Below are 5,392 nucleotides of genomic sequence, written 5' to 3'. Positions count from 1 at the left end.
TTTTGAAAATGGATTCCCGTTTTCACGGGAATGACAAGAAATGGTATTTTGCGCCCATCTGTGTCATTCCTGCGTAAGCAGGAATCCAGAAAGTGCGAAACCATAGATGGACGTTTACGCAAAATCAGACCCGCCGGAAACACTTCAGACACACAACCAAAACCTGCTTGCGTGCTATGATACACTCAAGCCATACCTTGACCCCGAAAAGGTCAACAAATACGACGCCGTCATTAAAAAGATACTCAATTACCACGACCTCGGTAAACTCAACCACAAGTTCCAAAACAAACTGGGACTGCAGGAGAAGACTATCATACCAGAGCTGAAAGACACCCAGGAAGTCCCCCACGAGTGGCTCTCCATCGCTTTCATCACAATGGAAGACAAGAGGTATTTTCACGGCTTCAGTACGGAGAAAATCCTCTTTTATAAGCTCGTCCAATACTGCGTGGCCTTTCACCACACACGAAGCTACAAGTTCGATGCCGCCGCCGCAAAGAAGACCATTTTGCTCGACCTGGAGAAAAACAAAGACAAGATTGCCTTCACCTCACCGCTCAATGCAGACTACGACATTGAAAGAGACCTGCGGCAAAGTATAGAGTCGCAGGAGTATTATCGCAACTACTTTGAGCTTATAGTGTTTTTCAAGGGCATCCTCCACAAGTGCGATTACACGGCATCTGCCGGCATAGATGCCGAAAGACCCTATCGTGGCAACTACTGTGACGACCTTGCCCGCTGGCTTGCCGACAAAGGCTGGACATTGAAGCCTTTTCAGCAGGAGGCCAGGAAGCTGGCTGCCAAGAACATCATCCTGGTTGCGGCCACAGGCTCGGGTAAGACCGAGTACTCCATGGGCTGGATAGATGGCGTCAAGGCGTTTTACCTCCTGGGGCTGAAGATGGCCGTAAGTGAGATGTACAAGCGGTTTCGTGAGGTGTTTGCCAAAACCGACAATAGTAACGTTTCGCTCCTGCACGGAGACATTGTCTATGCCCTTGAGGACAACGATACCGTCGAAACCTACATGGAGCGTATCGAGGCTGCCAGAAAGCTCTGCGCCCCCCTGACGGTTGCCACGGCAGACCAGCTTGTCACGGCGGCCTTTAAGTACAACGGCTATGAGCTTGTTTACCTTACCGCGTCCTACTCAAAGATTGTCGTTGACGAGATACAGAGTTTTGCCCCTGACGCCATTGCGGCCATTGTTGTGTTTCTGAAGGAGATTCACCGTCTGGGGGGTAAGTTTCTCCTGATGACGGCAACCCTTCCGCCATTTGTAAAAGAGGAGCTGGAGGCCCTTGGCAACGTTGAAATCCCTTCCCCGGTTCTCCCCGACATCAGGCGGCATAAGATCGCAGTACACGAGGCGGAGATTAACGAGTCATTGGCGATGATCCTTGACGGCCTCCAAGCCGGCAGGAGGGTGCTTGTCGTTTGCAACACGGTCAAGCGTGCGCAGGAAATGTACGACGCCATCGGAGGCAACAGAGCGTCTCTGCTGCATTCCCGGTTTATACAGAGGGACCGCAAGCGCAAAGAAGCTGACATCATGGCCATCAACGATCCCCAACATCCGCCCGTAATCTGGATAGCCACGCAAGTGGTTGAGGCCAGCCTTGACCTTGATTTTGACGTACTCTTTACCGAATGTTCTCCTGTGGACAGTTTGTTTCAACGCTTTGGGCGCTGTTACAGAAAACGCCCATATGAGTTGCCTCCGGCCAATATCCACATATTTCGTGCAAAACCGTTCAAGGGCTACGATGATGTTCTGATGACACGGACGTATAGCCACCTCAAGGAGCGTTATAATGGCCTCTTTATGACCGAAGAGGACAAGCAGGCGGCAATAGCATATATCTTTCGTGACATTGAGACGACCAAGTACTATACCAGCTATAAAGCCTGCAAGAGCCTGCTTGAACTTGGCTTTAAGGCGCAAAACAAAACAGAAGCCCAGGAGATGTTCAGACACATTGCCTTTAATTACTGCGTTATCCCACGACCGGTCTACAACGCATGTGAAAAGGAGATCACCGAAACACTCGGTATAATTGAGGCAAAGGGGGTGTCGTTTGATGACAGACTCCGTGCAAAGGCGGCGTTAAGGCAATACACGGTTGCCGTTCAGTTATTTGACCGCAAGCGCCTCATGAATGTTGCTGGTTCCGCTTACTGCAAGAGGAACTCCATATATATCATAAACGATGTTACGTATTCCCTTGAGAAGGGGATTGAACTCAACGAAGCCGTGGGTGCTGGGGTGTTTATTGACTGACGCTGTTTTACAATGCTATCATAGATGGGAAGTTTTTGCATTAGTGCTGGGGTGTTTATTGACTGACGCTGTTTGTGTTAAACTTGGATTGGTAGGTTTATGTCGGATGCACAATCGATAGGGTCTCCGCCGCAGGAGTTTAGGGTAACGGGGGTGAAGGTCAACTACCTGTACGTTTGTCAGCGCAAGCTATGGCTCTTTGACCGACACATCACGATGGAGGCAGAGTCAGACAGTGTTCTGCTTGGCAAACTCCTTGAGCAATCGGCCTATCCACGGGAGAAGTCACGCGAGGCATTGATCGATAACCTTATCAGGATCGATGTAGTTGGCCCTGACACCATCGGCGAGATCAAGCTCTCCAGCTCAATTGCCGAAGCCGACAGGGCACAAATCCTCTACTACCTATTCATCCTCAAACAACGCGGCATCAACAAAACTGGCATTATCAGTTACCCCAAACTCCGGCGAACCGAAGAAGTCGTTCTCACGGAACAAGACGAGTTGCGTGTCCTTGCTGACATCGATAAAATCAGGGCCATCACCGCACTACCAAATCCGCCCAAACCAGTCCATAAGCCCATCTGTTCAAAGTGTGCATACTGTCAATTGTGTTGGGCATAACATAAGGAAAAACTATGGACAGACCCTATTACATATTCTCAAACGGCAGGATAAAACGGATGGAAAACACCGTTGTCATCGAAAACGAAAAGGGTGACAAGAAGGCTATTCCCATAGAGGACATCGACACAATCCACCTGTTTGGCGAAATAGACCTTAACTCCAAGCTGTTGAACTTTCTCTCCAAGCACAACACGACCCTCCACCTGTACAACTACTATGGGTTTTACACGGGGAGTTTCATGCCGCCCCATAAAAGTGCATCGGGTGAGCTTACCGTCAGACAGGTTCAGCACTACCTTGATCCCGGCAAGCGGTTGACCATTGCAGTTGAATTTGTCCGTGGAAGTCTCTTTCATCTTCAACGCAATCTCCGCCGTCACAAGGGCACTGAAGACTTCAGGGACATCATAGACCGTGAATTGAAAAACATTGAATTGGCGGGTTCCGTTGCCGAGCTTATGGGATGTGAGGGACGTGCCCGTAACGCCTATTATCAGGCGTTTAACGTCGTACTGACGGCTGATGGTTTCTCCTTTGACAAGCGGCAGAAGCGGCCACCGTCAAACCCTGTTAATGCCCTTATCTCCTTTGGCAATTCGCTCATGTACACACACGTGTTGACAAACATCTACCACACTCAGCTTAATCCAACCGTCAGCTATCTGCACGAACCAAGTGAAAGGCGTTACTCTCTGAGCCTTGACATAGCGGAGATATTCAAGCCGCTTATTGCGGATACGGTTATGTTCAAGCTCGTCAACAACAGGATGCTCACAGAGGAGGATTTCGAGGAGGATGTGGATTATTGTTACCTGACGGAGGTTGGGCGCAAGAAGTACCTGCGGGAACTGGACGAAAAACTCAATACCACTGTCCAGCACCGAAAGCTCAAACGCAAGGTGTCGTATTCCACGTTGATACGTTTAGAGTGCTACAAGCTTATAAAGCATTTGCTGGGAGACGAAGAGTACGTTCCCCTTAAGGCGTGGTGGTGATGGCCTATTACGTGGTGACATATGACATTGGGGAGTTGCGTGTAAACAAGGTGCGCAAGGTGCTCAAAAAATATCTCCACTGGGTACAGAACTCTGTGTTCGAGGGTGAGTTGAGCACCGGTAAGCTTCAAAAGTGCAGGCAGGAGCTTGTAAGAATAATAGACATGGAGGCAGACAGCGTATACTTCTACGTTATAGAGAACAGAAACAATCTTTCAAAGGCAGTGCTTGGTCTGGAGAAAGAAATGACGGGTAACATTTTTTAGGCGAATGGTATGTGCAGTAAACCTCTTTCGGGTCTGAAATCTCATAACTCGTTGATAACGTTAATAAATACCTGTGAATTGCCCATATCTGAAAAACGCGACCGCAGGTTTACTGCAAAAAAGTATGTGCATTTCAATTTTTTTGAGAAACAACCCCGTCTAATATGTTATTTTATGAGGGATTGCGATCTTGATCTTTGACAACAAAGGTGGTTTCATCTGAACTATGTGGGATATAAAGCGGGTTGGGTGTCTCTATTGCTTGCGATTCTATTGCGTTTCATCTGAACTATGTGGGATATAAAGACTGATCGCCAACCTTAGTGGTGCCGACCTTAGTGGGTTTCATCTGAACTATGTGGGATATAAAGAATTGAAGGATAGAGCCTTCTTCTTGTGCAACCGAAGTTTCATCTGAACTATGTGGGATATAAAGTCTATAAACTGAGCTTATAACATCTTTTGAACAGTCGTTTCATCTGAACTATGTGGGATATAAAGTTGTTGGACTGATTACGGATGTTGCCGTAGACCTCCGTTTCATCTGAACTATGTGGGATATAAAGACAAGAGGGGGGGTGCACTCTCCACGTCAAGCCTAAGTTTCATCTGAACTATGTGGGATATAAAGTACCACAAGCCATGCGTGACCAGGCATGGATTGTCCGTTTCATCTGAACTATGTGGGATATAAAGACATGTCACAGTCAGTATTAGAGCAGATAGTCAGTGGTTTCATCTGAACTATGTGGGATATAAAGGTTGGCATACGACTCTATAAACGGCGCTGCAACAGGTTTCATCTGAACTATGTGGGATATAAAGACATTAAAGCTGTCTGCATCCGCTTTGCTATACGCCAGGTTTCATCTGAACTATGTGGGATATAAAGGTAGAGCTTCACGTGACCTGCCACCGTCGTAGCCCTGTTTCATCTGAACTATGTGGGATATAAAGTCAGTTGCCTTGGGACAAATATACTTCCGAACCTCGTTTCATCTGAACTATGTGGGATATAAAGGATGGTTGCAATTGCTGTCTTCTACGTTCTCGCTCAGTTTCATCTGAACTATGTGGGATATAAAGTAGTCAACACATACTCGTTTGTCGCTCCTGAAACCTGGTTTCATCTGAACTATGTGGGATATAAAGTCGGCATCCAACTCAACAACATCGCACGTGTCGTTTGTTTCATCTGAACTATGTGGGATATAAAG

The 5,392-nt window shown here is 47.5% G+C and carries 4 protein-coding genes and 1 CRISPR repeat array; all 4 genes read left to right on the top strand.

The window, feature by feature from the left end:
• The first annotated feature begins 106 nt into the window (after positions 1–106).
• The 4 genes from cas3 to cas2 all read left to right on the top strand — a co-directional run bounded on the left by cas3 (position 107) and on the right by cas2 (position 4,175).
• Positions 107–2,287 carry a CRISPR-associated helicase Cas3' gene (gene cas3 / locus HWQ67_RS12100; RefSeq protein WP_218252947.1) on the top strand — a complete coding sequence of 727 codons (2,181 nt, stop codon included), beginning with the start codon at positions 107–109 and terminating at the stop codon, positions 2,285–2,287.
• A 99-nt stretch (positions 2,288–2,386) separates the two neighbouring features.
• A complete protein-coding gene (locus tag HWQ67_RS12095) occupies positions 2,387–2,911 on the top strand; it encodes a CRISPR-associated protein Cas4 (protein WP_218252946.1) in 525 nt (174 codons plus the stop codon).
• A 14-nt stretch (positions 2,912–2,925) separates the two neighbouring features.
• A complete protein-coding gene (cas1b, locus tag HWQ67_RS12090) occupies positions 2,926–3,909 on the top strand; it encodes a type I-B CRISPR-associated endonuclease Cas1b (protein WP_218252945.1) in 984 nt (327 codons plus the stop codon).
• On the top strand, positions 3,909–4,175 hold the full coding sequence (cas2, locus tag HWQ67_RS12085; RefSeq protein ID WP_218252944.1) for a CRISPR-associated endonuclease Cas2: 267 nt from the start codon (positions 3,909–3,911) through the stop codon (positions 4,173–4,175). Before cas1b ends, cas2 begins: the two co-directional genes overlap by 1 nt.
• A gap of 212 nt (positions 4,176–4,387) precedes the next feature.
• A CRISPR array of direct repeats spans positions 4,388–5,392; the repeat unit is 29 nt; unit sequence GTTTCATCTGAACTATGTGGGATATAAAG.

The organism is Candidatus Magnetobacterium casense, assembly GCF_019173545.1.
In the GTDB taxonomy this organism is placed as follows: Bacteria; Nitrospirota; Thermodesulfovibrionia; order Thermodesulfovibrionales; family Magnetobacteriaceae; genus Magnetobacterium; species Magnetobacterium cryptolimnobacter.
This window is presented reverse-complemented; position numbering and strand designations above follow the sequence as displayed.